This is a genomic window from Clostridium sp. FS41, from assembly GCF_000954015.1.
In the GTDB taxonomy this organism is placed as follows: domain Bacteria; phylum Bacillota; class Clostridia; order Lachnospirales; family Lachnospiraceae; genus Enterocloster; species Enterocloster citroniae.
In genome coordinates this window covers 79,014-103,220 of sequence record NZ_JYHN01000061.1, presented here as the reverse complement: position 1 = coordinate 103,220, position 24,207 = coordinate 79,014, and the positions used below count along the sequence as shown (strand labels likewise).

26 protein-coding genes are annotated in these 24,207 nt (G+C 49.8%); 5 read left to right on the top strand and 21 right to left on the bottom strand.

Annotation, left to right across the window (positions count from 1 at the left end; all coding sequences use genetic code 11):
* Positions 1-48 precede the first annotated feature (48 nt).
* Positions 49-2,115, top strand: coding sequence for a thioredoxin domain-containing protein (locus CLFS41_RS15025; RefSeq protein WP_045092743.1), 2,067 nt, complete (start codon positions 49-51; stop codon positions 2,113-2,115).
* Between the two features lie 48 nt (positions 2,116-2,163).
* On the opposite strand, the gene CLFS41_RS15020 is transcribed toward CLFS41_RS15025, so the two are convergent.
* The 6 genes from CLFS41_RS15020 to CLFS41_RS14995 are packed head-to-tail and all read right to left on the bottom strand — an operon-like array spanning position 2,164 to position 7,080.
* On the bottom strand, positions 2,164-2,901 hold the full coding sequence (locus CLFS41_RS15020) for a phosphatase (RefSeq protein WP_045092742.1): 738 nt from the start codon (positions 2,899-2,901) through the stop codon (positions 2,164-2,166).
* A gap of 40 nt (positions 2,902-2,941) precedes the next feature.
* Positions 2,942-3,784: a metallophosphoesterase gene (locus CLFS41_RS15015; RefSeq protein ID WP_045092741.1), complete on the bottom strand. Its 843-nt coding sequence runs from the start codon at positions 3,782-3,784 to the stop codon at positions 2,942-2,944.
* A 33-nt stretch (positions 3,785-3,817) separates the two neighbouring features.
* Positions 3,818-4,600: a phosphonate ABC transporter, permease protein PhnE gene (gene phnE / locus CLFS41_RS15010; protein ID WP_007861405.1), complete on the bottom strand. Its 783-nt coding sequence runs from the start codon at positions 4,598-4,600 to the stop codon at positions 3,818-3,820.
* The gene (phnE, locus tag CLFS41_RS15005; RefSeq protein ID WP_007861407.1) at positions 4,597-5,376 is read right to left on the bottom strand and encodes a phosphonate ABC transporter, permease protein PhnE; all 780 of its coding nucleotides are present in this window, start codon (positions 5,374-5,376) and stop codon (positions 4,597-4,599) included. Before phnE (CLFS41_RS15005) ends, phnE (CLFS41_RS15010) begins: the two co-directional genes overlap by 4 nt.
* Positions 5,366-6,139: a phosphonate ABC transporter ATP-binding protein gene (gene phnC / locus CLFS41_RS15000; RefSeq protein WP_045092897.1), complete on the bottom strand. Its 774-nt coding sequence runs from the start codon at positions 6,137-6,139 to the stop codon at positions 5,366-5,368. The genes phnE (CLFS41_RS15005) and phnC overlap by 11 nt, the downstream gene beginning before the upstream one ends.
* A gap of 23 nt (positions 6,140-6,162) precedes the next feature.
* A complete protein-coding gene (locus tag CLFS41_RS14995; RefSeq protein ID WP_045092896.1) occupies positions 6,163-7,080 on the bottom strand; it encodes a phosphate/phosphite/phosphonate ABC transporter substrate-binding protein in 918 nt (305 codons plus the stop codon).
* A gap of 277 nt (positions 7,081-7,357) precedes the next feature.
* On the opposite strand from CLFS41_RS14995, the gene CLFS41_RS14985 reads away from it, so the two are divergent.
* Positions 7,358-8,059 (top strand): cyclic nucleotide-binding domain-containing protein, encoded by a 702-nt coding sequence (locus CLFS41_RS14985; protein WP_007861412.1) that lies wholly within the window; start codon positions 7,358-7,360, stop codon positions 8,057-8,059.
* 95 nt (positions 8,060-8,154) lie between these two features.
* Here CLFS41_RS14985 and rny read toward each other — a convergent pair whose 3' ends face one another.
* The 14 genes from rny to CLFS41_RS14920 form a co-directional block, all read right to left on the bottom strand.
* Positions 8,155-9,669 (bottom strand): ribonuclease Y, encoded by a 1,515-nt coding sequence (gene rny / locus CLFS41_RS14980; protein WP_347468568.1) that lies wholly within the window; start codon positions 9,667-9,669, stop codon positions 8,155-8,157.
* A 161-nt stretch (positions 9,670-9,830) separates the two neighbouring features.
* Positions 9,831-10,457, bottom strand: a complete 627-nt coding sequence (locus CLFS41_RS14975) for a regulatory protein RecX (protein ID WP_045092740.1) — start codon at positions 10,455-10,457, stop codon at positions 9,831-9,833.
* Complete coding sequence (gene recA / locus CLFS41_RS14970) at positions 10,454-11,551, bottom strand: recombinase RecA (RefSeq protein ID WP_040415863.1); 1,098 nt, start codon at positions 11,549-11,551, stop codon at positions 10,454-10,456. The genes CLFS41_RS14975 and recA overlap by 4 nt, the downstream gene beginning before the upstream one ends.
* Before the next feature lie 383 nt (positions 11,552-11,934).
* A complete protein-coding gene (locus CLFS41_RS14965) occupies positions 11,935-12,978 on the bottom strand; it encodes an acyltransferase family protein (RefSeq protein ID WP_045092739.1) in 1,044 nt (347 codons plus the stop codon).
* A 329-nt stretch (positions 12,979-13,307) separates the two neighbouring features.
* Positions 13,308-14,477, bottom strand: coding sequence for a ribose-phosphate pyrophosphokinase (locus tag CLFS41_RS14960; protein ID WP_007861419.1), 1,170 nt, complete (start codon positions 14,475-14,477; stop codon positions 13,308-13,310).
* Between the two features lie 118 nt (positions 14,478-14,595).
* The gene (locus CLFS41_RS14955; RefSeq protein WP_045092738.1) at positions 14,596-15,576 is read right to left on the bottom strand and encodes an ATP-binding protein; all 981 of its coding nucleotides are present in this window, start codon (positions 15,574-15,576) and stop codon (positions 14,596-14,598) included.
* Between the two features lie 15 nt (positions 15,577-15,591).
* The gene (locus CLFS41_RS14950) at positions 15,592-17,013 is read right to left on the bottom strand and encodes a DnaD domain protein (protein WP_045092737.1); all 1,422 of its coding nucleotides are present in this window, start codon (positions 17,011-17,013) and stop codon (positions 15,592-15,594) included.
* Between the two features lie 350 nt (positions 17,014-17,363).
* Positions 17,364-18,749 carry a UDP-N-acetylmuramate--L-alanine ligase gene (murC, locus tag CLFS41_RS14945; protein WP_045092895.1) on the bottom strand — a complete coding sequence of 462 codons (1,386 nt, stop codon included), beginning with the start codon at positions 18,747-18,749 and terminating at the stop codon, positions 17,364-17,366.
* Between the two features lie 177 nt (positions 18,750-18,926).
* A complete protein-coding gene (locus CLFS41_RS14940) occupies positions 18,927-19,424 on the bottom strand; it encodes a QueT transporter family protein (RefSeq protein WP_007861423.1) in 498 nt (165 codons plus the stop codon).
* Positions 19,425-19,638: 214 nt separating this feature from the next.
* Positions 19,639-20,541, bottom strand: a complete 903-nt coding sequence (locus CLFS41_RS14935) for a site-specific integrase (protein WP_242856878.1) — start codon at positions 20,539-20,541, stop codon at positions 19,639-19,641.
* Entirely contained in the window at positions 20,542-20,763 is a 222-nt protein-coding gene (locus tag CLFS41_RS30765) for a hypothetical protein (protein ID WP_242856876.1), read from the bottom strand.
* Positions 20,764-20,796: 33 nt separating this feature from the next.
* Positions 20,797-21,048, bottom strand: a complete 252-nt coding sequence (locus CLFS41_RS14930) for a DUF6809 family protein (RefSeq protein WP_045092736.1) — start codon at positions 21,046-21,048, stop codon at positions 20,797-20,799.
* A 348-nt stretch (positions 21,049-21,396) separates the two neighbouring features.
* Positions 21,397-21,699, bottom strand: coding sequence for a hypothetical protein (locus CLFS41_RS14925; RefSeq protein WP_045092735.1), 303 nt, complete (start codon positions 21,697-21,699; stop codon positions 21,397-21,399).
* 88 nt (positions 21,700-21,787) lie between these two features.
* Positions 21,788-22,072, bottom strand: coding sequence for a hypothetical protein (locus CLFS41_RS14920; protein ID WP_045092734.1), 285 nt, complete (start codon positions 22,070-22,072; stop codon positions 21,788-21,790).
* A 246-nt stretch (positions 22,073-22,318) separates the two neighbouring features.
* Between CLFS41_RS14920 and CLFS41_RS14915 the strand changes: the two genes are divergently transcribed.
* The 3 genes from CLFS41_RS14915 to CLFS41_RS14905 are packed head-to-tail and all read left to right on the top strand — an operon-like array spanning position 22,319 to position 23,034.
* Complete coding sequence (locus CLFS41_RS14915) at positions 22,319-22,528, top strand: helix-turn-helix transcriptional regulator (protein ID WP_045092733.1); 210 nt, start codon at positions 22,319-22,321, stop codon at positions 22,526-22,528.
* A gap of 21 nt (positions 22,529-22,549) precedes the next feature.
* Positions 22,550-22,759: a hypothetical protein gene (locus CLFS41_RS14910; RefSeq protein WP_045092732.1), complete on the top strand. Its 210-nt coding sequence runs from the start codon at positions 22,550-22,552 to the stop codon at positions 22,757-22,759.
* A gap of 2 nt (positions 22,760-22,761) precedes the next feature.
* Positions 22,762-23,034 (top strand): type II toxin-antitoxin system YafQ family toxin, encoded by a 273-nt coding sequence (locus CLFS41_RS14905; protein WP_045092731.1) that lies wholly within the window; start codon positions 22,762-22,764, stop codon positions 23,032-23,034.
* A 792-nt stretch (positions 23,035-23,826) separates the two neighbouring features.
* Here the strand turns inward: CLFS41_RS14905 and CLFS41_RS14900 are convergent.
* A complete protein-coding gene (locus CLFS41_RS14900; RefSeq protein WP_045092730.1) occupies positions 23,827-24,159 on the bottom strand; it encodes a hypothetical protein in 333 nt (110 codons plus the stop codon).
* Between the last annotated feature and the right edge of the window lie 48 nt (positions 24,160-24,207).

Here is a 24,207-nt window from a genome sequence, read left to right as displayed (position 1 = left end):
AAACCGCGGATACTATTCCCAAACGATCAGGAAAAGAGAGGAAGCAATATGCCCAATCATCTGTACAGCGAAAAATCCCCTTATCTGCTGCAGCACAGCGAAAATCCCGTGGACTGGTATCCCTGGTCCGACCAGGCGTTTCTCAAGGCGCAATCAGAAGGAAAACCGGTGTTTTTAAGCATCGGATACTCCACATGCCACTGGTGCCATGTGATGGCACACGAATCCTTTGAAGACAAAGAAATCGCCCGGATCCTAAATACCCATTTTGTGCCTGTGAAAGTGGACCGGGAGGAACGCCCGGAGATTGACATGGTATATATGTCGGTCTGCCAGGCCATGACAGGCCGGGGCGGATGGCCCCTTACCATCATCATGACGCCGGATAAAAAACCGTTTTTCGCAGGAACTTACCTGCCGCCCAGGTCCAGGTATGGGATGACTGGGCTGACGGAACTCCTTGAAAAGGTGTCCGGGCTTTGGGAGACAGACCGGGAACAGCTGCTTCAGATGAGCCGGCAGGTCATGTCCCTGATCCACGGCAGGGAAGGGAATGGGGCGGATGGGATGGGAACGGCCGGAGATGGGATGGATGGCACGGGAACGGCCGGGGATAGAACGGAAGATTCTGTATCATGGGAACTGGCCCATGAAGGATTTAAGGAGCTCAGCGCCATGTTTGACAAAAAACACGGCGGTTTTGGCCGGGCTCCCAAATTCCCTGCTCCCCATAACCTTCTGTTCCTAATGATGTACTACGCTGCGCGGGATGAGGATCATGCCATGGACATGGCGGAACAAACGCTGACAGCCATGGCCCGGGGCGGGATCCACGATCAGATCGGCGGAGGCTTCTCCCGTTATTCCACGGATGAAGCCTGGCTGGTTCCCCATTTTGAAAAAATGCTGTATGACAATGCCCTGCTGGCCCTGGCTTACCTGGAAGGATACCGGCTCACGGACAATCCCTATTACAGGCAGATCGCGGAAAGGATCCTGCTCTACGTGGAACGGGAATTAAGTGACAGTGACGGAGGATTCTACTGTGGTCAGGACGCTGACAGCGAGGGGGTGGAAGGAAAGTTTTATGTATTTTCAAAAGATGAGATCAGACAGATTCTGGATACCCCCCGGGAATACGATGATTTCTGCCAGTGGTTCGGCATTACGGAAAAGGGGAACTTTGAGGGGAAGAACATTCCCAATCTCCTTCACAACCCCGGCTATAAAGATACCTTCCCTTTCATGAGTCCGGTCTGCAAAAGGGTATATGATCACCGTATCAAACGGATGGCCCTTCACAGGGATGATAAGATTTTGACTTCCTGGAATTCAATGATGATCACGGCTTATGCAAAAGCCGGTCTGCTGCTGGATCAAAAGGCCTATGAGAAAAAGGCCCGAAATGCTCAGATGTTTGTGGAACAGCATCTGGTGGATGAAAACCACAGAATGTTTGTGAGATACCGGGACGGCGAACGCGCCTTTCCGGGCAATCTTGACGATTATGCCTACTACTGCCTGGGGCTGCTGGCACTGTATGAGGCCACACTGGAGGTGGATTACCTGGAACTGGCCCTTAAAAGGGCGGCGCAGATGGCGGACCTGTTCTGGGACAGCCGGCAGGGAGGCTTTTACTTTTACGGCAGGGATGTCCAGGAACTGATCCACCGGCCAAAGGAGATCTATGACGGAGCTGTTCCCTCCGGAAATTCAGCCGCCGCCCATGTGCTTCTTGCACTGACTTCCCTCACGGCAGAACCGAGATGGCAGGAGTTTGCAGACCGGCAGCTGGCATTTCTTGCAGCCGGTGCAAAGGGGTATCCCTCGGCCCACTGTTTCTCTCTCATGGCGTTTATGAAAGCCCTCTCCATATCCCGGGAGCTGGTGTGTGTATCGGCAGACAACAAGGCGCCGGATGAACTTTTTGATTATATGAGGAGGCAGAAAAAAACGCCTATCTCCATTCTGTTTAAGTGCCCCGGGAATGAGGATCGCTTGTCCCGGATCGCTCCGTTTACAAACGCTTATCCTATTCCCGGGCAGGGAGTTCTTTACTATCTGTGTGAGAACCACACATGCGGCGTTCCCGCATCCACCCTGCCCGTATCATAATGCGCGGCGCCTGTCTCTGCCCGTATCATATTGCGCGGCCCGTCCGGCTCAGGCTTCCAGGCAGCGCCTCTTTCTTCTCCGGGCCAAAAGGTCCAGGAATCTCTCTGTTGAAGTATTGGCCACCAGTTCCTCCGGGAAATCCACCTCCCGGAGCACCTGGGGCGCCTGGTCAAACAGGCCCACCGCACCCGCATAGTGGGCGTCCGTACCCATGGAAACAGGGACCTGGTACTGTTTGCACAGCTTAAGCATGGTCTTCATATTCTCCCTGGTATTCAGGCGGTAAAATGCTGTCTTTACAGAGGAGTTGTTGATCTCCAGCAATACCCCCTGCTCCTTTGCCTTTTTTACAAGACGTTCAAAATCCACCGGGATGTATCCGTCCTCCGGATGCCCGATGATATCCACATATGGATTTTCCATGGCCTTTAAATAGGCCTGTGTGTTTTCCTCCATGGTCCCGGCTTTTGTGCAGGCAGTGTGGAAGCTGGCAATACACAGGTCCTGCCGCTTAAGGATCTCCTCATCCAGATCCACATTTCCCTCAAAGTCCAGTATGTTCAGCTCCGCCCCATAAATCATACGGACACCGTACATTTCCCCGGGCAGCACATGATAGTTCATAAAATGCAGCTTATGGCTGGAATCCGCCAGGGCCGGGCCGTGGTCCGTGATGGCCAAAAGCTCCAGTTTCCTGTCCGCCGCCGCCCTGGCCATCTCCGCCACTGTGGAGTAGGCGTGGGCGCTGGCAATGGTGTGGGTGTGGGTATCTAAAACCAATCTCATGTTTAATTACCTCCTAAAAAAACTGCACCCTGAAGTTTCCTTAAAACGTCAGAGTGCCCAGTATACGGCCATTTGCAAAGGTCTCGCTTCTGCTCATCCTGACCATACCCTCTTCTATCCTGTAACTATTATAACCGTACTTTTCCTGGAACCGCACCTTCCCGCCCCCCACGTTATCCCCGCAAAAGGACAGGCTGTCCGCAATGTGGCAGGGACGTCCCGCGGCCAGGCCCGCGTAGTGGTGATGGGTATGGCCGCATAGGATCAGGAAGATCCCGCTGTCCCCGATCAGTTCCAACAGTCTGCCGCTTTCCGGCAGGGGCGGGATCTGCCCCTGTTCGCACAGCAGATGGTGGTGGGTTACCAGGATGGCCGGGTGGTTTCCCACTTCCTTTAAGGCAGTCCTGAGCCAGTTGAGCCGTTCCTCGTCCAACCGTCCGTCCGGAACCCCCTGAGCCGAGGTGTCAAAGGAGATCACAGCAGTCCCATCCACCCACTCCACCCGGTGATAGGGCCGGCTGTCACAGGAACCTGCAGTTCTTTCTCCGTCCGTCCCCTCCTTTAACCACCCTTCCCTGAAGCTTTGTTTGTTATCATGGTTACCCAATGTCACCACCAGGGGAACATCCCCGATCCGCTCCCTGATATGGTGTTTCAGGCTCCTGTAATCCTCTGCGTTCCCATCTTCCGTCAAATCGCCGGTGACAACCACCAGATCTACCGTCTCCCGGTCCCCTGCCACCCGGTCCAGGCATTCATCCAGGAAAACCGTGGGGTTCTGCATGGCGGACAGCATGTTCTGATATCCATCTCCATTGGCGTTCCTGAACCCTTTTCCAAATTCTCTCCTGTAATGAATGTCTGACAGATGTAAAATATACATTTTCTATATCCTTTCCTTTTTCTGTCTCAGCCCCTATTTCAGCTTTTTGCGAATGTAACCTGCCAGGCTGTCAATGGCAAATACCGCCACGATCACACCGATCAGGATCACGCTCACCTTATCCCAGTTTCTGGCCTGGATGGCAAATACCAGAGGCGCTCCAATGCCGCCCGCTCCTACCAGTCCCAAGGTGGTGGCGCTTCTCACCGCGATCTCAAAATGGTTCAGTGAAAGGGAGCTGTATATGGGCATAAGCTGTGGGATCCTTGCAAAAAACATGGTCTGCCAGAACCCGGCGCCAACGGCCGTCATGGCCTCCACCGGGCTCTCCTCCATGGCCTCCATTTCCTCGGTATACAATTTGCCCAGCATACCGATCTGATGGACGCCAATGGCCAGCACGCCTGCAAAGGGCCCTGGTCCTACCATCTTAACAAAAATAATGGCATAAACCAGCTCCGGGAATGCCCGCAGCACATTACAGACAAATTTCCCCGCCTTGGCCACCCAGGGATAGGAACGCCACAGGTTGGATGAGCTTAAAAGCGTAATGGGAAGGGCCAGGATCGTTGCAATGGCTGTTCCCAAACATGCGATCCCCAGTGTGAGAAGCAGAAGGCTGATCAGATCCTCCCCGCTTCCGTCATAGATATATCCCCAGGCCGGCTTTGCCAGTCCCCGGAACACATCCCCTGCCATGGATGGTGAAAAATACGCCAGGCCTGAATAATCGATCCCTGCAGCGGAGTAGACCAGAACCGCCAGCACCACGGCTGCGATCACCCATTGTTTCCTTGTTCTCTTATCCGTCATCATGCCAGCCTCCTTCTGATCGCCTCACTGAGGCCGTCCACGGCCGCCACCACCACAAGGATCAGGAGAATGATGATGGACACCCTGTCGTACTGGAGCAGGGCCAGGGATGAATTAAGGATGATCCCAATTCCTCCCGCGCCCACATAACCCAATACCGCGGAGGCACGCACATTTACCTCCAGGGCATAGAAGGTATACCCGGCCACCTGGCTCATGATCTGGGGTGCCACGGACCAGAACGCAACCTGCACCTTGTTGGCCCCCACTGACACGGCAGCCTCAATAGGCCCCTCATCTATGGCTTCTATGGCCTCATACACAAGCTGGGAAACCAGACCAAAGGTAAACACGGCAATGGTCATAACGCCTGTAAACTCCCCGATCCCCACAATAGCAACCATCAGGGCTGCCAGCAGCAAATTGGGTATGGTGCGTATAATGTCCAAGAAAAACCGGATCGCTGATGTAACCACACGGTTTCCCGTCACCACGGTGGTGCCTAAAAATGCCACGGGCACTGCAAACACCACCCCCAGGGCAGTTCCCACCACCGACATCTGGAGGGTGGAGATCATGGGACCGATCAGCTTGGGAATATAGGAAAAGTCAGGTTTCAGAAAGCGAGACAGGAAGCCGGACATCTGCTCCAGGTTTCCAAACACATCCAGGATATCCGCCTCTGTGACCCCAGCGCTTGCCGCAACACACAGGCCGATCACAAGCACAATGAACAGATGCTTATACCAGTTGAAATGGATGGTATCTTTAAGCTTCATCGGCAGCCCCTTCCTTTTCACTTCCAATATCCTTTCCGTAAATCCGTTTCAATTCTTCTGAAGTGAGTTCTGCCGGGATCCCGTCAAAAATAACCCTGCCCGCCTGGAACCCCAGGATCCTGCCTGCAAACTCCTTTGCCAGCTCCACGGAATGGATGTTGATGATCACTGTCTTTTTCATATTCCGGTTGATCTGTCTCAGGTCTTCCAGGATCTTTCTTGTGGTCACCGGATCCAGGGATGCCACCGGCTCATCCGCAAGGATGATATCCGCCTGCTGCACCAGAGTCCTGGCAATGGATACACGCTGCTGCTGCCCGCCGGAAAGCTCATCACTCCTGGAGTGGAGCTTGTCTAAAAGCCCCACCTTTTCCAGTGCCTCACTGGCCAGCCTGTAATCTTCTTTGGAAAATATTCCCAGAATGCTCTTCCAGGTTGGATAATATCCCAGCCGCCCTGAAAGGACATTCTTTTGCACCGTGCTCCTCTTTACCAGATTAAATGTCTGGGAGATCATGCCGATATGACGCCGGATGACCCTTAGCTGCTTTTTCCCTGCCCTGGTTACCGAGACATCGTTGATACGTATATCCCCTTCCGTAATATCATGCAGACGGTTGATGGAACGCAGGAATGTACTTTTCCCAGCGCCGCTGAGGCCGATCACCGCCACCAGCTCGCCATCTCCAATGGACAGGTCCACCTGGTCCAGCCCCTTTACGCCGTTGCTGTATATTTTGGAAACATGTTCAAATATAATCATAACGCGTCCCTTTCCATCCAACCTTACTCAGCTGCTTTTGCCGTATAGTCCTTTACCGTATCATACACAGAGTCATTTGCTTCCTCATATCCCTTGTGGTTCCATAAGGACATGGCCTCCTGGCCTGCTTCATCATCTTTCATGTTCAGGAACACTTCCTTGACCTTTTCCTTTAATTCCGGCTCCATATCTGTCTGGACCGCAATGGCGTCATTGGGAATGTCCCCTTCCGTGAGGTAGAGGACCCTTAAGTCCTTCAGCAGGTCATGATCTGAAAACTTGGACGCAAACACGTTCCTGGCGCCCTCAAAGACAAAGCACGCATCCTGCTGCCCGCTTAAGACAGCGGTCATCTCACTTGGGATATCATTGACCGTGGTGAGGGTGCAGTCCTTGGTTGGGTCAATTCCCAGATCCTTCATCTCCGCAACCGGATAAATATAACCGCTGGCCGAATTGGGGCTTAATGTGGCGATTCTTTTGCCCTTTAGATCCTCCAGTGTCTGAAGGTCACTGTCTGCCTTTACCAGCACCTCTCCCTTAAAGGTTCCGCTGAGTTTTCCCTCCTCAGGAAGGCCTGTCTCATGGCTGTAAGCTCCCAGCTGTGAGGTCAGGATCGCCTGCGCCACTTTCTGATCCCTGGCCTGCACATAGGCGGCCGGAGGCATGATCCCGATATCCACCTTTCCTGAAGCCATGGCTTCCACAATGGTGGAATAATCAGTGGCCAGTGTTACATTTACTTTACATCCCAGCTTTTCAGACAGGTATTCTGCAAAGGGTTTTGCCTTTGCCTCCATAGAACCGTCATTATTGGTGGGTACAAACTGAACATTTAACTCCTTTGCCCCGGCAGATGCCTCTTTTTTACCGCCGCATCCGGCCAGCGCCAGCAGGCTTAACCCCAATGCTAATGTACAGACCACAACTTTCTTTTTCATGTCCCTGTTTCTCCTTTCGATGATACCGCTGTTTTCTTTGTCTGTTACCACTCCCAGCGCACAGGGGAACACACGGTTGTGCACTGAGGGCATATGAATCATAAAAAGTATACCAGACTGATTTCCCATTGCAAAATGACCTATGTCACATTTTGTATAATGTTTACTTACATTTTACGCCAATTTTCCAAAAAACCGCCTCCCGCTCTTGCGGCAGACCGAAACCTTGACTATAATGGGAGAGGAAAGGCCATCAGGCGGCAGAGGGAGGACTGACATGAGACGGGAGTATGATGAAGAAAAACTGCATTCTTATATCCGGGACAACCATCTTGAAAACTATATGTCCGCTGATATTTTTACCATCTCAGAACTGCTCCTGTTTGATAAAAATGATTATCTTGTGCAGGCCGGATATCCCGCCGACTACCTGTGTTTCCTTGTAAGCGGAGAGGTCATCATCTCCTCCTGCTCCACCAATGACAAGAGTACCTGCATCAGCTACTGCCGTCAGTTTACCATTATCGGCGAAGCCGCCTCCCTGTGGCAGATGGCGCCCTGCCGCAGCGTCAAAGCCCTGACCCGGTGCACCTGTATCGGCATCAACCTGACCAAACACCGCCAGATTCTGTTAAACGATCTTTTGTTCCTGCAGAATATATGCCAGATCCTTACCTGCAAGCTGAACTCTGAGAACGAACTGTCCCAGACCTTGTCGGAACCGCTGGAGGTACGGCTCTCCCGTTTTGTCCTTACCTATTCCGTCAACCAGATCTTTACATTTCAGCTGACCAACTGCGCGGATATCCTTAACACCAGCTACCGCCACTTGCTGCGGATGTTAAAATGCTTCTGCGCCATGGGCGTCCTGGAAAAAGCCAGAAACTGTTATGTGATCGTGGACAGGAAACGGCTGGAGGAGATCGCAAACGGAACCCTTGTGATCGGAAATCCCCAGGGAGGGGAACCGGTCTCCTAAAGCGCGGCGGTATAATACCCATATAAAAAATGCCCTAAAACCTCAGAATCTTATATTCTTACGGTTTTAGGGCATTATCTTTGTTTTCTAATTCACTACTTCGCGTAGTCGGTAACCCGGCTCTCACGTATTACATTGACTTTAATCTGTCCCGGATACTCAAGCTCGTCCTCAATTCGCTTCGAAACATCTCTTGCCAGCAATATCATATCGTCATCGCTGATCTGCTCCGGAACAACCATGATACGAACCTCACGGCCTGCCTGAATAGCAAAAGACTTGTCCACTCCCTTAAAGGAGTTGGTGATATCTTCTAATTGTTTTAATCTGTTTGTATATGTCTCCAATGTCTCACGTCTTGCACCAGGTCTAGCAGCAGATATGGTATCAGCTGCCTGAACAATGCAGGAGATGAGGTTGGTGGGTTCAACATCGCCATGATGGGATTCCACTGCGTTCAGCACGGTTGCGGACTCTTTGTACTTCTTACAAAGATCTGCTCCCAGCTGTACATGTGTACCTTCCATATCATGGTCAACGGATTTACCGATGTCATGTAATAAACCGGCACGTTTTGCTAAACGTACATCCACTCCAAGTTCCGATGCCAGAAGTCCTGACAGCTGGGACACTTCAATGGAATGCTTAAGGGCATTCTGTCCATAGCTTGTCCTGAACTTCATCTTACCAAGTAACTTAACCAGTTCGGGGTGAATTCCATGGATACCAACCTCAAGACAGGCGGCTTCGCCTTCTTCCCTCATGTTGTTCTCCACTTCTTTCTGTGCCTTCTCTACCATTTCCTCAATTCTGGCCGGATGAATACGTCCGTCCACAATCAAACGCTCCAATGCAATTCTTGCAACTTCTCTACGTATTGGATCAAATCCGGATAACACAACTGCCTCCGGGGTATCGTCGATAATCAATTCCACACCAGTCAGGGTCTCCAAAGTACGGATATTGCGGCCCTCACGTCCGATGATGCGTCCTTTCATCTCGTCATTGGGAAGCTGTACAACAGAAACTGTTGTCTCGGCCACATGATCCGCAGCACAGCGCTGTATGGCTGTCACCACCAGATCCCTGGCCTTCTTGTCAGCTTCTTCTCTTGCCTTGTTTTCAAGTTCCTTAATTAATTTAGCAGTGTCATGTTTTACATCTTCTTCAACAGATTTTAAAAGATATTCTTTTGCTTGTTCGGAGGTTAGACCGGATATCCGTTCCAGTTCCTGTATCCCCTGCTCATACTGGGCTTCCACTTCAGCTGTGCGCTTACTGAGAACATTTTCCCTTCTGACCAGGTCAGCCTCCTTCTTTTCCAGGGCATCTGCCTTTTTCTCAACGTTTTCTTCTTTGCTTAATACACGTTTTTCATAACGTTGAAGTTCCGCTCTTCTTTCCTTGGTTTCCTTCTCTAATTCATTTTTCGTCTTTAAAGATTCTTCCTTGGCTTCCAGGAGAGCTTCTCGCTTCTTTGTCTCTGCGGTTTTTAATGCTTCATCTATTATTTCCCTTGATTTCTCTTCTGCACTTCCTACTTTGCTGTCGTACTGCTTACGCTCATAGTTACGTGCTGCAAACCAAGTAATAATAGCCACAATTATCATAGCGATAATCATCATAGGGACCATTATCTCTGACACAGGAGCACCTCCTTATTTAATTTTCATTGTACTAACTACAACGTATTAATTTTATACTTTTTTCAGAATTATGTCAAGTATCTTCCCTCTATTTTCCCGTTAATACAGTCAATATAGACAAATTTTCAGTCCTGCCAATTCTGGTCCATATGGTCCGTTAATTCCCGCATAACTCGGTTGATTATCTCATAAGAATACCCTTTTCTGCCTAAATAGGCAGATAATCGGCCCTTTTCCTCATATGAAATCTCTCTTTTCCCCCTCAAACGCTTGCACAAAAGCTGTCTGGCGCTTTCCTCATCATCCACTTTGGATTGTGAAAAAGCCTCCTCAATATACTCCTGGCACACTCCTTTTTGCTGCAGATCATAGACCAGCTGCCTGCGGCTCTTCTTCTCACCATAGGATCGGATATAGCTGTCTGCATAGTCCCTGTCATTAATAAAACCATACTCCTTCAGGAAATTCATGGCATAATCCACCGCATCTTCGGGGTATCCGCAATCGGAAAGCTTTTTTTTCATCCAGGATTCTGTCTTGCCTGATGATTTAAGCAGATATAGGGCGCGCTCCTTAGCCCGCCCTAATAACACCTCATCCAGGATCCTGCGGTAAACCGCTTCCTCCAGTTCCTTTCCCTCTTCTATGCCAAACCGTTCCACCTCACCTCTGTATAAAACAAAGGCAAAGCCTTCCTCAAGGAAGACTTTGCTCTTTTTCTTATCTACAGGGGTGATGGATGTGACCATCATACCAGCCCGGGAGCATCTTCGGTCTTAGCTCCCTCCGGTGCCTTGGTCTTCAAGGTCTTGGCCGCTGCATTCTCAGCCGCCTCCATGGCTTCTTCGGCTCCCGGCAGCTCATATCTGGCCCTTACCTTTGCCTCCACCTCAGCCATCATGGCCGGGTTATCCGCCAGGTACTGCTTGGAATTCTCACGGCCCTGTCCGATCTTGGCACCGCCGTAGGCAAACCAGGCACCGCTCTTCTCTATGATATTCTCCTTAACTGCCAGGTCCAGGATATCTCCTTCCTTGGAAATGCCCTTGCCAAACATGATATCAAATTCAGCTTCCTTAAACGGAGGCGCGATCTTATTCTTAACCACCTTTACCCGGACACGGTTGCCGGTCACTTCCCCGCCCTGCTTTAAGGTTTCGATCCTGCGCACATCCAGACGCACGGATGAGTAAAACTTCAGGGCACGTCCGCCAGTGGTGGTCTCCGGGTTGCCAAACATAACCCCTACCTTCTCACGGAGCTGGTTGATGAAAATAACAATACAGTTGGATTTGCTGATAACAGCAGTCAGCTTACGGAGGGCCTGGGACATCAGTCTTGCCTGGAGGCCAACATGGGAATCACCCATCTCTCCATCGATCTCCGCCTTGGGAACCAGGGCAGCCACGGAGTCCACGATCACAATATCAACGGCACCGGAACGCACCATGGTCTCAGTGATCTCCAGGGCCTGCTCTCCGTTATCAGGCTGGGATATGTACAGGTTATCAATATCCACGCCGATATTCCTTGCGTACACGGGATCCAGGGCATGCTCCGCATCGATAAAGCCGGCAATACCTCCCCTCTTCTGAACCTCCGCCACCATGTGCAGCGCAACCGTGGTCTTACCGGAGGACTCCGGTCCGTAAACCTCTATGATCCTTCCCTTGGGAACACCGCCCAAGCCCAGGGCAATGTCCAGGCTGATGGAGCCGGTGGGAACTGTCTCGATATTCATATTAGCCCTGGAATCCCCCAGCTTCATCACGGATCCCTTGCCATATGCTTTCTCTATCTGTGTCAGGGCCGCATCAAGGGCCTTTAACTTCTCTTCTTTATTCATATCTCTGTTGATTATATTACTTTTCTCTTCTCTGGCCATCATATCCTCCAATGCGAACAAATGTTCTCTAACAGTTACAATCATAGTATAATTCAATGAAAATGTCAACCACTATTTTCCCGGGATTCCCCCTTTCCACGCTGCTCTTTCCTTGTGAGTACCGGGCGAAGCGCCCCTTCACAGGTGCCTGTGCATGCACCCAACAGACCGCGCCGCGGCGCAGACCAAAGCTGTCGCAGGTAGATGCCTGCGGAAGTAGTTTTAGGATAGCATAGAAAGGAAGGTTTGGCAACAGGAAGGTTTGGCAGCAGGAAGGTTTGGCAGCAGGAAGGCAGCAGGGTTCCTCTGCCTGTCTGCATCCGCCGTCCCTTTTGGCTCTCGCCTTAGCGGTTGCCGGAAAGAATGCGGTATAGTCCGGGTGAAAAGCGGGTCAGGACTTTTACCAGCAGGGTATTGATGGCTACCATCATAAGGGGCATGAAAAAGTAGGCAGCCAGCGCGGAGGCCGGGTGAGGAGGCAGGATCAGGGCTCCTGCCTTGTTAAAAAGGCGGACCCAGGCAAAGTGGATGGCATAGAGGAAAAAATTATGCTTCATCCACTCCCCGGCCAGGGGAAGGGGGAGAACCGCCAGGGCGGACCAGACAGCGGCAACGCCCCATACCCGGTACAGGACAATCGCAAGAGCCCTGCCATGCAGAAGGCTTCCCGGAAGGGACAAAAAAATGAGCAAAAGCAAGGCAGAGCCCAGGAGGGCAAACAGCTTTCCGGCGTGTGCCGGGCGTGCTTCAGCCCCTGCCCCCCATGCAGTGCGGTGAAGGCTTATATAGGCGGCAATGCAGAAATAGAACAGGGCATCCATGTTCAGGTGCGGAAAATCCCAGCCTTTCCACAGGGCAAAGGCGATCAGGAGCAGGGCCGCTCCCCCGGTCAGAGTCCGTCTGAAAACAGGATAGATAACAGGGGCCAGGGCAATGAGGATAAGGAGCTGGTACAAGTACCAGAATACGGGATTATAAGCGTAGTTTATAAGGGCATCCAGAAGGTTGGGCAGGTTAAAGGGAATGGGAGATTTTCCTATGAGGCCGTGTATTGCCGGTATATGGGTGACTGCCACATACCCTGCATAATACAAAAAATTCCAAAGCAGATAGGGAATTAGGATGCTTTGAATGCGGGATCTCCATTTGGCGGCCAGAAGGGACCACTGAAAATTGCGGTAGAACAGATAGGAAGACACCATGAAAAAGCCGGGCACTGCGATCTGTCCCAGGTCTTCGCCCAGAATACGTTCCAGACGGCCCGCACGGGCAGCGGCCTCTGTGGCTCCCAGGTATAACTCTGCATTAAACGAATGCACCCATATGACAAGGATACTGAACAGAAATGTGATCCAGTAGATCCGGTTGCGAAACTGCCTGTCTTCCATAAAAGATATCCTCCCCTTGATAATGGTGTTCGCCAAAAATCTCCTGGCACTCAGATTTGAGAGATGGGTTTTTGTCGGTTGTACATAAATTTGTGAGCCGTACACGGTGTGTACGTTAAATCAATTTGTGTGCGGCCGGCGGGAAATCAGCCGCAAAGATGGGTGCCGGGGAAACTTCGATCGAACACAATGTACGCTCCCGAAAAAGAAAGACCGCTTCCCGGGACCTTACAGCCCTCATTACCGGAAAACGGCCTTTGGATCATTTGCGAACAGCAGGGTTCAGACACATACTGTGCTGTGTCGTCCACCGTACCTACGCTAAAGACCTAACTGCGGTACTGTGCCAGCAGCTTGTTGATCCTCTTGGTAGGTGTGAGCAGATCGCTTAATGAAGCATCATGATTCAGGTTGTCAATGATAAGGGCAATGTACTTGCTCATATCAACGTCAATGTAATACGGTCTTTCAAGCAGGTCAGGAGTCTGGTAAACCAGGTTGGTGGTCAGGATCCTGTCTATGATACCCTTTTCATAGTACTCGTCAAACTTGGTAAGCCCGCCGGTAAATAGACCAAAGGTAGCGCATACAAATACCTTTCTGGCTTTTCTGCGCTTCAGTTCCTTTGCAACATCCAGCACGCTTTCCCCTGATGAGATCATATCGTCAATGATCAGCACATCCTTGTTCTCCACGCTGGCTCCCAGGAACTCATGGGCCACGATTGGATTACGGCCATTGACGATCCTTGTGTAGTCACGGCGCTTATAGAACATACCCATATCCAGTCCCAGCATGTTGGCAAAGTACACGGCACGGCCCGTACCGCCCTCATCCGGGCTGATGACCATCATGTGGTCGCTGTCGATTTGAAGATCGGTCTCATTTTTCAGAAGGTATTTTAAGAACTGATAAATCGGCTGAACCGTCTCAAATCCCCTGAGAGGAATGGCGTTCTGGACACGTGGGTCATGGGCGTCAAAGGTAATGATGTTCTCCACTCCCATGTTTACCAGTTCCTTAAGGGCCAGGGCACAGTCCAGGGACTCCCTGCCGGAGCGCTTGTGCTGTCTGCTCTCATATAAGAAAGGCATGATCACATTGATCCTGTGGGCCTTGCCCGCAGCGGCCGCGATCACACGCTTTAAATCCTGAAAATGGTCATCGGGAGACATATGGTTGGTCATTCCAAAAAGGGAATAGGTGAGACTGTAATTACATATGTCAACCATGATATACAGGTCATCCCCACGGATGGACTCAAGTACAAGCCCCTTGCCTTCGCCAGAGCCAAACCTGGGCGTAATCGCATTTATAATATAGGAATCCCTTTGATATCCTGAAAATGCAATCGTAGATTTGTGCTCGCTCTCCCGCTCCCGTCTCCAGTCTACCAGATAAGCATTTACCTTGTCCCCCAGTTCCGTACAGCTTTTCAGCGGAATCAGACCCAGCGGTCCTACCGGGATAGTCTCAATGATCTTTTCCTCATATAACATGGTTTTAATCCTCCTGTTTTAGCCGGCGGCCTCTTTGCCGGACCGGCATATACTTTTATACCATCATTCTCCATGGTTCGTCAAGGGCATATCCCTTAGGAATTACCATGTTTTGCGGTTATTTTTTTAACAGTCTGATATCCCCACCGTACAGCGGGATCATCCTGTACCCGCTCATGATCCTGGATGTCACCCTGTCCGTGTAGGAATCCCTTAAACGGGCCGGAGACAGATTGGTGGAAATAATCGTGGAGCGCTTCATGTTCATCCGCTCATTGATGCAGTAGAACAGCTGGGACGAGGTAAAGCTGTTGTTCAGCTCCGTACCCAGGTCATCGATGATCAGCAGGTCACAGTCCAGGATAAAGCGGTACATATCCCTCATATCCTCTGCATTCTCATAGTCAAACTTATTCCTGGAAAAAACCTCAAACAGGTCACTGGCGGTAAGGTAAACAACGGAATGGTACGTGTCCATCAGTTCCCTGGCAATACAGTTGGTGAGAAATGTCTTCCCCACCCCGGTGCTTCCTGTAAACAGAAGGTTCTCGTGCTGCTTATCAAACTCCTTTACAAAATCCCGGCATTCCTTCACCACCCGTCTCATGTAGGCGGCATTGGTCATGCCGATCTGAGGAAGTATCTCCTTGTCATCATAGTATGCAAAGGACAGGGCTGAAAAATTCTCCCGTTCCAGAACATCCTCCAGATTGGACTGGTCATGGAGCAGCTTCATCTGGGCCTTGAGGAAACAGTGGCATTTCTTTCCGTCCACCAGGCCCGTGTCCCGGCAGTCAGGGCAGCGGTACTGTAGCTCCAGATAGTTGTCCGGATAACCTGCCGCCTTAATGATCAGGGCTTTCTGTTCCCGCAGATCCTGAAGATCCTCCCTCAGCTTGTCAAGAACGCCCGTCTCCCCCTCCAGCAGCTTCCTGGCGCAGGCCACGGAGCGGCCGGCGATCTCCGCCTCCAGTTCCCTGATCACAGGCAGCTTCCTGTAAATCTCCCGGCGGCGTTCCTCCAGCTGGTGGTGGTTCTCGATCTGCTGTCTTCCATATGCCCTCATGATTGCGTCATACTGGGAATTGCTAAGTGCCATTGTCTGTTCTCCTTACTATTGCTGCTGGCCTACCCATTCCTTTACCTGCTTTAACATCAGGGCATCGTAGTCCGTGTCCCTCTGTTCAAAATTATGGAACTGGTTGGGAGCTCCTTTTCTGGGACGGCTGCCCTGGGTGCTTACGCCTGTGTCATATTTCTGGAGGCGCTTGTCCCTGGCCTGGGCATTCTGCTCCTTGTCCGCCATGCGTTTGTGGTCCAGTTCCCTGATATCCCCCAGAACGCGGACTCCGGACTTCTTCCAGTCCGTAAGGATCTTATCCGCATACTGGAAGCTGGGGTTGTGGATCGCCGTGATGGTCCTGTCACAGGCCTCCAGCACGACCTCCCTGGTAAAGCCGTAATCCCTGAACCATTTATCCATTAGTTTCTGCTCCGGCGCGGCCGGCTTTCTGCTGTTGATTCCAAATGCCTTCATCACGGCAAAGGAATCCTTATTATAGGCGGATGAATAATCCTTGGCCTCCTGGGCCGTGCGGATCCCCTTTTCATGCCAGTTCCTGGCCACTGCCTCAATGTAACGCACTGAGGTATGGCCATTCTGTACACAGTATTCCACCAGGTACTCCAGCAATTCGCTTCCCATCCCCAGATCCTCATACAGGTAAGCGAACACCTGGCAGTCCCTTGGTGTAAAGACCTTATTCATATACTTCTGGGCAATGTAGAGAAGCTGGGAAAATTCCTCGTCCTGGGAAAGGCGGTTTACCTGTTCCGCTGAATACACAGGCGTGTCCCCGGCTTCCCGGACCTCAATTGTAGGTTCGCCTGAGGCCTGTCCCGCAGGGTTCTGCGCCATGGCATTCCGTCCCATAAGGTTCTGCCCTGTGGGATTCTGCCCCATGGCATTCTGTCCAGCGGAGTTTTGTCCCGCGTCATTCTGTCCCACGGAGTTCTGTTTCATACCGCTCTGTGCCGCGCTGTTTTGTGCCATGCTGCTCTGTGCCATGCTGTTTTGTCCCGGGGGATTCTGATCAGTGCAGCCCTGTCCCCGGCCATGTTGCTCACGGCCCACAGGATCATAGATCCCCTGTTCCCTTACAGCATATTCCCTTGCCCCCTGGTTCCTTAAAGGAGCTTCCCTTAAAGATCCATCCTTTAAACCGCGGTCACCGGCAGTCTGTCCGCTGGAGCGGGGCACTTCCCGGCACTCCGGGCAATCCCCCTGCCGCCCTTCCATGGCAGCCGTGATCACGCCCTGCTTTTCCCAGTATGAAAGCGCCCTCCGCACATCCGATTCCGTATGGTTAAGGGCGTCAGCTATCTGTTCTATGGTAATCTCTTCATCCTGATGGCGCAGCACATAGAGATATACCTTCACATATTCCCCGTTGGCAGCCGCCATATATTCATCAATAAACTCATGAGCCACCGCCGTGGACGGCACGCTCCATCTGTCCTTCAAATTCCCACCCATGTTCACCACTCCTTACTGCTGTCCGGCTCATTCCCCCTGCCCGCCGATACCGGGCTCCATGGAAAAAAGCCTGTCAAATACAGTGACAATGCCAATCAGGCGGCATATTCATATAATAACACATCCACTTACAAAAGAAAATAGGCGCACTTTTACACAATCCGACTTGTGGACATTGTGGATAATGTGGATAGATAGTGGACATAATTGTTCTCAGGCATGTCCAAATCCCCTTTTTTCCGTATAAATCCTGGAAATTCGGAATTGATTGACATTTTTTTATGTTAATCAAAGAATCCACATAGCTTCTTTACATAAAATGTTGAAAACTATGTGGATAATGTGGATAACTACTGCCCTAACAGCTTTTCCCCTACTTTTACAATGTCTCCGGCTCCCATAGTTATCAACAAATCACCGTTCATACAATTTTCCAAAATAAATGTTTCTATCTCATCAAAAGACGGGATATAATGGACCTCTGTGCCCAGCTTTTTGATCCGGTCCGCGATATCCCTGGAGCTCACTCCCAGGGTATCCGTCTCCCTGGCAGCATAGATATCCGCCAGGATCACCACATCCGCTGAGGAAAGGGTATCTGCAAACTGGTCTAAAAATGCCTTTGTCCTGGTATAGGTGTGGGGCTGGAACACACACCACAGCCTTTTGTGGGGATAATTCTTCGCAGCCGACAGCGTGGCCCTGATCTCCTGAGGATGATGTGCATAGTCATCAATGATGGTGACTCCGCCCACCTCACCTTTTTTCTCAAACCTTCTGTCCGTGCCCGTAAACTTTTTAAGGCCGGACATAACCGCATCAAATCCCACTCCCAGTTCCATGGCAACGGCAATGGCTGCAAGGGAATTATATACATTGTGTTCACCGGTCACTCCCAGTGTAATGCGATTAACGATCTCTCCCTGCACCACCAGGTCATAGGATGGCCTTGCGTATTCGTCATAGGATATATTCTGTGCCGTATAGGTGCTGGCAGCGTCCTTTCCAAAAGTCACCACCCGGCACTTTAAGCCCTTTGTTATCTCATCCACCGCCTCAATACCGCTGTTCACCACCAGAAGTCCGGCAGCCGGCAGCTTCTCAGCAAAGAGCCGGAAGGAATGGCGTATGTCCTGGATATCCTTAAAGAAGTCCAGGTGGTCTTCCTCAATATTCAGTATGACCTCCATGGTTGGGAAAAAGGACAGGAAACTGTTGGTATACTCACACGCCTCTGTCACAAAAAGCTCCGGCCCGCCCACCCGGATATTGCCTCCGATATCCTGAAGGATACCACCCACGGAAATGGTGGGATCCATGTCGCCTGCCAGCAGTATATCCGTGATCATGGATGTGGTGGTGGTCTTTCCATGGGTTCCGGACACAGCCACCGCCTGCTTATAGTTGCGCATCATCTCCCCCAGGAGTTCAGCCCTGGAAAGCATGGGAATCCCCTTTTCCTTTACCGCCATGAACTCAGGATTATCCTCATGGATGGCCGCCGTATACACCACCACATCAATCCCCGGCTCCTTCTCAATATTGGCAGCCCTCTGGCCGTAATACACCCTTGCCCCTCTATCCGTAAGGCGGTCTGTAAGCTCTGTCTCATGGGAATCAGAGCCAGTGACCGTAAACCCTTCTTCCAGAAGGATCTCGGCCAGGCCGCTCATGCTGATGCCTCCGATTCCTATAAAATGAACATGTTCTGGTTTGCTAAAATCTATCTGATACATAATAAATTGTCCTTCCCTGTGCCTTCCCGGCTGTCTTAAGCGCTGTCTGCACAAAAATATCTCTTCCTTATTATATCAAAAAAAAGCTGAAATGCTATAAGAAAAATGGAGAATTACCGGTTCCACGGCAATTCTCCATTATGGACTTTATTAAAATATATGGTGCGCAGGCAGCATTTATGCTGTCCTATGTCTAAAAACCAGGTCTTTATACCTGACCAGGGTGATGAGCAGGGCATTGCCAAGGACTCCGATTGCAAGGATCTCGCCGATCCCAACCGTTCCCATTGCCACAAGGATCAGGTCCTCTGAACCATAGGCATACCTGAGAACCCATGGAATGATAATGGTATTGGCCAAAATAGGCGGAATACACACAAACCACCTGTGCCTCCTCACATACCATGATCCTGCTGCTCCAATGAGTGTGGCCAGGCTTCCGAATACCACGTCCAGCGGCATGGCGCCGCAGAGCAGGTTGGAAAGCAGGCACCCCACAAACAGTCCCGGCACGGCAGCCGGCGTAAAGAACGGCAGTATGCACAATGCCTCCGCGATCCTGAACTGGACCGGGCCAAAGCTGATGGGCGCGAACACCATAGTGAGCACCACATAGATGGCTGCAATCATGGCCCCCTGGACCAGCATGTACAGCTTGGTGTTGTTTTCTCTCATATTCTGTTGTCTCCTTTAGTTTTGTTTTAGGTGTGGAAGGTCTCGAACACACCGGTCTGTGATTGCAGATCGTCCCTGAAATGCTGATAGGCGCCGGGAATCTGCGACCTTATTGCAGGGGATAGTTTAGCATATTAAGAGGGAAAATGCAAGCCGTACCCACAATTTACCCACAATGAAATTTTTGTATAGGAAAAGGGCCGTTTTCGTTCCTTTAAAATGCATTTGCTATCAATTCCATTTCCTCCGCTCTGGTTGTGGGCAGTACATGGGAATATAGATCCATGGTCATTGACAAGGTGGAATGTCCCAGGATAGTCTTTAACGTCTGTGGTTTCATTCCATTCTCTATGGCCCTTGTTGCGAATGTATGACGAAAACAGTGGGGAGTGAACCGCTCAAACGCTGTGCCATCTGCATTGATCCGCTTAACGATCCTGTCAATCTCATTTTGCAGCCGTTCCCTGCTTATTGGTGTGCCGTCTGGTAGGTGAAATATATATCCGTCCATCCGCAACACCTTTTCACCGTAAACCGTTTTCTGCCTGTCTATAATCATGACCATATCCTTAGTAAGAGGAATATCTCTCCTGGATGTGGCTGTTTTGGGTACATCCTCAAAAAATCCCTGACCTGACGCATATTTAAGTGTCCTCTGTATGTGTAATAAGTTGGCTGCCTTATCCACGTCTGACAGCTTCAATCCCCGTATTTCACCGCCTCTTAATCCTGTCCTGATTGCCAGGGCAAACAGGTTATATAAATAGCTGCCTTTGGCATACTCCATGAAAATATCCTGTTCCTCTTTCGTGAATACCCGGCGCTGTTTCTTTGGACTCCCTTTTGGCAAGGTTGCCATGGGGACCGGATTACGTTCTATCAACCCATTCTTCATTGCCTGTTTAAAGCACCCGTTAAGGATTGCTGATACTACCTTAATGCTTGAAAGTGCCATTCCCTTCTTTACCAGACCGTTATATAGTTTCTGTATATGCCCCCCCCCCCTGATATCCACCAGTTTCTTTTTGCCCAAGCTTTCCTTTATGTATATATTGAAATAATCCGTATATGAAATAATCGTTCCGGCCTTAACCTGATTCTCCTTATACTGTTCCATTCAGGTCTTGAACCACTCCTCAACTGTAATCTTTGAACTAGCAATAAACTCTCCATGCTCCAGCTTATACCGCAGCTCTGTCATTTTCTTCTTTACTTCGGTAATGGTATCCCCATAAACGGAATAACTTTGATAATCCACCTTTACCCGGCCCTCATACTTCCCATTGGCCCTCTGCCGGATTCCCGGCGGCAGAGGCTTTCCATTCTTATCCACTGCCATGTGCTCACACCCTTTCTATCCGTAGCCGGGGCGCTATTCCTGTCCCGGCCACTCCATACACTCCACCATGAAAGCAACCCCGTATTTAAAGCCGCTGATAAATCCGTACTCCTGACTACAACAGCTTATCTCCAGGCAGATTTCCTGTATCTCCTCAAAGCCCTCCCGATCCCTCAGGGGATTTTTGATCCGCTCGATCTCTCTATGTAATGGCTCCAGCGCCGCTGCGGTCTGTGTAAGTTCCCCATAAACCAGACCATATATTTCCTTTAATAATCTAATCATAATATCCCTTCTTTCTGAATTCTCATTTCTAACCTTTTATGTGGATAAATATGGCGTAGGTGTCCGGGGAATTTTCCCTTTACTCTCTGCCCCTCCGGGGATGTAGTTGCTGCATTCCTCGTGGTCATTTCAAGAACGCCATCCGCTGCATTAGTTATAATCTTCTACTTTTTGATTGCAAAGGGATAATTCTGTGCTATAATCAGAATATCCCTACTGCATTGGTGTGTGGTCGGGTATTGTTTTTTCAGCCCTGTGTGTTTGCCGACACATGGGGTTTTTAAATGCTCTATTGCGTTTCTCTGCTCCAGGTGGGCATTTCTGCACCTTAAGCAGTTTAAATGGAAACTATCTGTTTTCGCCTGTACTGGACTTTGATAACAGACCATCAGCGCGCATAGCCTCCATCCGTTCTTTTGCCTGTCTCCGCTGTTCTTCCGAAACCTCCCGTGGTGGGCCAATCTTTACCCAACTGATAGGAACATGAGCAAATATACTGCCATCCTTATTCCTGGCCAAAAGTTCACATTCCCCCGGCCGCTCTGCCGCCAACTTTTCAATACGGGATTTAAACCTCCCTTGGGTGAGCGTGAGGGATGCTTGGCTCTCGTCCCGTATCCACTCAATCACGTTTTCTTTGTAAGGCTCCATTTAATGATAATCTCCTTTCCTGGTGTGTAACCCCGTCAGAGGATCTATGTAATTACCGTTACTCCCTTCTGCCGGATGCTTTGCTTTATCAGCCCTGTGCGTTTACGGTGAATCTCATGGCCTGGGACTTGCCCATGTATTTCTGGTAAAGCTTAGGATGATCTGCTGCAAATGCCTTAGCATTAAACTTGTTACTGATAACCGCCTTAAACCTGACCATCCAGTCCCCTACCTCTGTTTCCTCCTGGTCCCTGGCCTGTAACTCCTTCTTGATATCCTCCTGCAGGACTTCCATTTGCTTTTCAATGGCTTTCTTCTGGGCCTCCAGTGCCTTAAGTTCGCTGACTTTCTTAAGTAATGTTCTCTCTGACATATTGTGATCTCCTTTCCGTACAGCCCCTATCAGTCTTGCGTGTCTATTGCTTTTGGCTCACAGGTACGATTGATAGGTTTGTGGGGAATTGTCTGCCCCGGCTGCTTTTGTTTTCCTTTGATAATTACATTATACAGCAATCGCTAAATGCTGTCAAGCATTTTATTAATTCATTACTTTACATTCTTGATTTATTGCTTGATTATATACAGCAAATAATGTATACTATCTTTAGGAGGTGTTTCTATGACCATTGAACAAAAAATTAATATGGCTTTATCTTACAAAGGTATAAGTCAAGCGGAATTGGCTCGTAAAATTGGTACTACCCCATCAAATCTTAATCAAAAAGTCAAACGCAACACATTAACAAAAGAAGAACTAGAAAATATAGCAAACTCTTTGGGCGCATTATACCGGGCAGAATTTATTTTTCCAGATGGAACCATAATATAATCTCAGGAAGGAGTATAAACCATGAGCAATAGAGACTTAGCCAAAAATCTGATAGACCAAATACCAGAAGGAAAGCTTGTTTTCATCATTCCATACCTTCAAGGAGCCGCCATACCAGATGAAACACCCAATGCGGAAACACTAGAGGCTTTTGCAGAGCTGGAGAATGGCGGCGGTCATATTTTTACCGGAAGCACTGAGGCGCTTATCAAGGAATTGATGGAGGACTGACTATGCTGGATGTACGGTATTCCACCAAATTCAAAAAGGACTTTAGAACCTGCATGAAACGCGGCCTTGATGCATCCCTATTCCAAAAGGCAGTTGATACTTTGAGGATTCCAGCTCCCTTACCGCCCAAAAATAAAGAGCATAATTTGTCTGGTAATTACTCTGGTTATCGGGAATGTCACTTGCAACCAGATTGGTTATTGATTTATCAGCAAACCGATACCGAACTACATTTACACAGAACCGGTACACATTCTGACCTGTTCGGAATGTAAACCATTGCAGCAGAACCATACCGGGACTGCTGCTTTTTCTTTGTCCTCTGCCTCTTTTTCCCATGTTCACAGCTGAAAAATCAGCCGCCAAATTACAAACCTGTTCCCCGGCTCCACGGTCACAACCAAATGGTTGCCAGCTCCATCCTGACTGTATCCTTCTGCCCTGCCTCTCACAGGCTCTACAGGCCACGTCCTGACCTTTTATGTCCTCTTCCCATACTTTTATCGTTCAAGCCACATACTTGAATGCGTGCGATACTATACCGAGCGCACGCTATTATTGTTCCGAACGTTCGCATGGAAAGCTGTGTATCCAGCGCACACCTTATAATATAGCGTTACCAATGGGGTACACTATAAGGCAGCGGAGTACTACAACGGAAACTCCCTTGTTTTCCCTGGTAATTGTGTTGTTTTGTAAACATTCGTTTCGTTTTGAAATCTTAGCAAATCTTAGCATTGTTAGCAAATGTTAGCGTTTGTTAGCCTTGACAATTCCCAACATTCGTTGATCTGAGGAGAGCGGCATTTATGTTTGTTTTGTAACCGCGTTCCTTTATGGTAACCAGGTTGGGAATTATAAGTCTCTGCCTATTGCGGCATAGCGTCTTTCTGCCTTTTCTTCCATTTTTTTCCTCCTATTCAGCGAAACGAAACGTCCATTTTTTTTCGCCCAAAACTAGCAACCCTATGCGCTCGGCGACCCGTATCGGGGTCTTGTCTCTGGAAGGACCCGTTTACCTAATAGATCAGAAACTTCACGCTCTGGGAATAGTCACATTCATCAGCCTATGGATGGGCCTCTTTCTTTGCCATTTCTACGTCTATGTATAATGCTCTCATAGGATACTTACCATAATCGCTGCCGTTGAAGATGTTCTCCAGTTCGTCCATTTCAAAATCCCCCAGGACTTCCGATATCCCACAGACAGTAAAGCCTTGCTGCCTTACCTCTGTCCGTATCCTGGTGACTATCTCCATATCATCCTCCATGCATTCCGGCGGCGTGATGGTCTGCATTGGCTTATGGAAGTGATTCCCCCGGTTGTCGCAGTAATCTACCATTAAGTTTCTGGTTAAAATCGGTATCCCTATTGATTCAAATAATTTGGTCAATATCATGTGCCTCTCCTCTCTTTACTCTGCCATTCTCATATACCCACAGGCTTC